Raw genomic sequence first — 4,224 nt, forward strand, 5'->3', positions numbered from 1 at the left:
TGGGCGACCACCTATTATTTTTCTAATAGGTGAAGTTTTAAGGGTTGCGGGCTTTCATCCCCTCCCTATCGGAAGGGGTCTTCCCGCCCGAATAGATAAAGAAAGGGATTTACTGCCCCCAGGTATACAGAAGGGGCCGCATTTCGAAGCGAGAACCTCTTGCCATATATAAACGCAAAGAGGATAAGTGAAGTGAGAGAAGCGTAAAAAAGCAATTGCAATGGAGTGAAATAGGCAAGAGAAAGCTTAAATGCACTCGCAACCGTCGACCACAGCAACACAGACGCTACTGCATATTTCCAGCTCATAGTCTTCATTATCCCTACATGAAATTAAAAACTTTTCTAAATGAGCGCAAAAGCTCTAACCGGGCTTCCCGAGCCGTTTTTTATCTTTAAAGGAACTCCGAAGAAAGTAAACTCCTTTCCAATGAGCTTTTCGAGGTTGGTTAGGTTCTCAAAAATAAGGATTTCATTGGAGAGCAGAATCTTATGCACTTCAAAGCCCCCTATCGTTGGATTGTCGATTCCAACGGCTTTGATGCCCTTCTCCGCTAAATATTCTGCCCCTTCTTCACTGAGGTAGATGCTCTTTCCACCGGTATAGAACAACACAATCTCCTCCACCATTTTTATGTCTCCGGGCTCTATGTTCCTATCCAGGTAAGAAACATCTATGATAGCTCCTTTTCCGATGAACCTCTCCAGTGGCACTTGATCTATTGTCTTCCCATTGGCGATAAAATGCGCCGGAGCGTCAACGTGCGTCCCGCTGTGCTCCCCAAGAAACAGGGCATTCATGTAATAACCGTCCTTCTCAATAGTGGCCCACCTTTTCATCTCAACCCTTGGGTCGCCCGGGTATACAGGAGTCTCTTCGCTGAGTTCAAGGGTTAAATCAATTATCATCCAACCACCCCAATATGCAGGCTTTGTAAATGGCAACCTTTAAGTATGAGCTTTTCACTCCAGCTCAGCAGCAACTCAGCTTTAATAATCACCTTTTTAACTCTTTAACCTTATCCTCAAAAGGTGATGTTATGGACTGCACAAAAGATTACTGCGTAAAGGACATTTCCCTCGCACCGGAAGGAGAGAAAAAGATCGACTGGGTTTCGAGGTTTATGCCCGTTCTCCAGCACATAAGGCAGGAATTTGAGAAGGAAAAGCCTTTCAAAGGAGTTAGAATTGCCGCAACCCTCCACCTCGAGATGAAAACAGCCTTCTTGCTCCTAACATTAAAAGCCGCCGGAGCCGAGGTATCAGCGACCGCAAGCAATCCCCTGAGCACTCAGGATGACGTTGTTGCGGCTTTAGCCAAGAATGGAGTGAAAGTATATGCCATAAGGGGAGAAAGCAGAGAAGAGTACTACGAGTTCATGCACAAAGCCCTCGATATAAAACCAAACATTATCATAGATGATGGAGCGGATATGGCATCAACGGTCTTAAAGGAGAGACAGGAGCTAATACCGGAAATATGGGGTGCAAGTGAGGAAACAACCACTGGTGTGATAAGGCTGAGGGCAATGGAAAAAGACGGAGTGCTCAAGTTCCCAATTATAGCAGTTAATGACTCATACACCAAATATCTCTTCGACAACCGCTATGGAACGGGCCAATCAACGTGGGACGGGATAATACGGAGCACAAACCTCCTCGTTGCGGGTAAAAATGTTGTTGTGGTTGGTTATGGTTGGTGTGGAAGAGGAATAGCCATGCGTGCAAGGGGACTGGGAGCTACGGTCATAGTGGTCGAAATAGACCCAATCAGGGCATTAGAGGCAAGAATGGACGGGTTTTTAGTTATGCCAATGAGAGAAGCGGCTAAAGTTGGTGATATCTTTGTAACTTCAACCGGAAACATAAACTGCATTAGGAGAGAGCACTTCGAGGTAATGAAGGACGGAGCAATAATGGCAAACGCCGGTCACTTTGACGTGGAGATTTCAAAGCCCGATTTGGAGAGCTTGGCGGTTGAGATTAACAACCCAAGACCCAACATAACAGAGTACAAAATGAAGGATGGAAGAAGGTTATACCTCCTCGCAGAGGGCAGGCTCGTTAATTTGGCAGCCGCCGATGGACATCCAGCAGAGATTATGGACATGAGCTTTGCTTTGCAGGCGATGGCGGCTAAATACATAAAGGACAACCGCGGAAAGCTTGAACCCAAGGTCTACGTTCTCCCAAGAGAGATCGACGAAATGGTCGCAAGGATTAAGCTCAAGGCAATGGGTATTGGAATTGAAGAGCTAACCGAAGAACAGAAGAGGTACTTGGAAAGCTGGGAGCACGGGACTTAATCCTATATTTTGTTGCTTCTGGTTTCCATTTTCTCTATAGAAGTTGTTGCTTAAAAAGAAACCGAGGTTCGGGTTCACCTCTATAATAACCTTTGGCTCTTCTGCGGCCGTTGGAGTGGCAGCGATAAGAACGAGAAGGCATAAAATTAGTGAAGCCTTTTTCATGCCACCACCATTTGTTTTTGTCATGAAAAGTTAAAAAAGATTTGCTCTCATAAGTTGCTAATCCTTGAATAACCTTTTGACAAGGAAAATTAGAAGTATCAACAGCATAAAACCAGGACCACAAATTTCTCTACTTGTAGTTGTTTGTTCAGGGGTTGCCGAAGACAGTACAAAGCTCTCCTTAGTGTTCAAAGAGGACTGTAGCTGTGAGCAATTTTGATTGTAGTACAAGAATTCTCCATGGGCTATTAATGGAACAAAATTGATGGAAGCATTTTCAAGGGCAAGAGAAGCATTTTGGAACTCAAATTTTGATGGGATAAGTTTTGGGGATATCTCAGAGAAAACAACTTGCACATCTCTTCCAATACTCCCTGAGCCATTGACTGGAAATGCGAGGATCACATTCTTTGCGGATATAGCCAAAGAATCAGTTAACGCAACACCATTACTCGAAAAACCTTTCGCCCATGAGAGCCCTCCGCTTTCATCAAGGAGGAGAGTTACAAAATTCCCGCCAATAAGACATTGCCCATTTAAGTTGCAATCAACATCATTGATTTTTATCGACCAAAATATGCTCTCACTTATCTTTTCAGAGAGATTCAGTGGAAGAAACTCACGCGCCCAGATAAGGTTGCCTTCTCTATCCAGCTTTATCACGAAGTATTCTCCAATCCATGGAGTGTGCTGGGAGCCAGAAACTCCTGCAACTACTGCAGAGACATTGCTCACATCAACTTTATCCACAAATTCATCGTATCCCAGATCAATAGCTCTCTGCCAAATGATGTTTCCTTCAAAATCAAAAGCAGCAATCCATGCGTTATAATCCTCTCCTGGAGCAAAAGTATACCCAACAACAAAAATCTTGTCTTCACTTGCAGTTACTCCAGAAAACTCCAAGGAACTCTGATTTTGTTTCATAGCTTTTTTGACCCATTTAATTTGACCCTCGGGAGTTAGACTTACCAACATATTCCCAGAAACAAAGATTATCTCTCCATTGGGAGTCGTAGCAATATCCATTGCATTTAGTTTCTTCATCCATAAGGGATCCCCTGTCTGGCTAAACTTTGCAATAAACCCCTTTCCAGCCACTACTAAATCCTTTTCACTCGTGAAAGCGATCCTATGAATTTTAATATCCCTGCGTGCTGTCGTTATTGCCCACAAGGGTTCTCCTCGAAGATTAACACTTAAAACACTGCTCCCTACTGCAAAAACTCTCCCCTCAGAGGTTACGAGCGCATCTTCAAGGCTCTCTCCATAGTCCACTATCCAGCAGGATGAAGCTGAAACATTTGAAAGAAAGAACAATAGGAGAAAAATCAAAATCGATAGGCGCTCCATGATCACATCCCCCTTATTCTTTAGCAAAGTACTGGGAGGGAGATTCATCAGGAGCAAACACCCCCAACAATGCTCAAAACTACCCATCTTTGCATCTGTCCCCCCAAGCGTAAGGAAATCCTCACCAATAATAAGCACTCAAAATATATAAAATTTACCATTAGAAAGGGCGTGTTTATAGTAACCTTTATTAGGGTTTTTGCTGAATTCTTTCGGGTGGTTGTCGTGATCCCCAGATGGGATCACAGACTCAAAGACCCTGAAAGCGTGGCATTCGCAATTCTTGACGTTTTAGCAGACTTCGAATCAGAAGGAAAGCTGAAGAACCTGCCAAAATCCAAAAAATTTCCAGTAAAAACAATACTGGCAATACTCCTCTTTAAACAATACTACAACCTACC

The 4,224-nt window shown here is 43.7% G+C and carries 4 protein-coding genes; 2 read left to right on the forward strand and 2 right to left on the reverse strand.

The window, feature by feature from the left end; genetic code table 11:
* Positions 1-344: 344 nt before the first annotated feature.
* Positions 345-908, reverse strand: a complete 564-nt coding sequence (locus tag GBV73_RS10635) for a cyclase family protein (protein WP_152881248.1) — start codon at positions 906-908, stop codon at positions 345-347.
* A gap of 131 nt (positions 909-1,039) precedes the next feature.
* On the opposite strand from GBV73_RS10635, the gene GBV73_RS10640 reads away from it, so the two are divergent.
* Positions 1,040-2,305 (forward strand): adenosylhomocysteinase, encoded by a 1,266-nt coding sequence (locus GBV73_RS10640; protein ID WP_152881250.1) that lies wholly within the window; start codon positions 1,040-1,042, stop codon positions 2,303-2,305.
* A gap of 222 nt (positions 2,306-2,527) precedes the next feature.
* Here the strand turns inward: GBV73_RS10640 and GBV73_RS10650 are convergent, their stop codons facing one another.
* Positions 2,528-3,961: a hypothetical protein gene (locus tag GBV73_RS10650; RefSeq protein ID WP_371717096.1), complete on the reverse strand. Its 1,434-nt coding sequence runs from the start codon at positions 3,959-3,961 to the stop codon at positions 2,528-2,530.
* 33 nt (positions 3,962-3,994) lie between these two features.
* Between GBV73_RS10650 and GBV73_RS10655 the strand changes: the two genes are divergently transcribed.
* Positions 3,995-4,224 (forward strand): hypothetical protein (locus tag GBV73_RS10655; RefSeq protein WP_152881071.1); only part of this gene is annotated, 230 nt, incomplete at its 3' end.

It is taken from the genome of Thermococcus sp. 101 C5 (assembly GCF_009372125.1).
Classification (GTDB): Archaea; Methanobacteriota_B; Thermococci; order Thermococcales; family Thermococcaceae; genus Thermococcus_A; species Thermococcus_A bergensis.

Bases quoted from the DNA above. Each gene is read 5' to 3' on its own strand.
- GBV73_RS10635 (WP_152881248.1), bottom strand. From the start codon at position 908: ATGATAATTGATTTAACCCTTGAACTCAGCGAAGAGACTCCTGTATAC.
- GBV73_RS10640 (WP_152881250.1), top strand. From the start codon at position 1,040: ATGGACTGCACAAAAGATTACTGCGTAAAGGACATTTCCCTCGCACCG.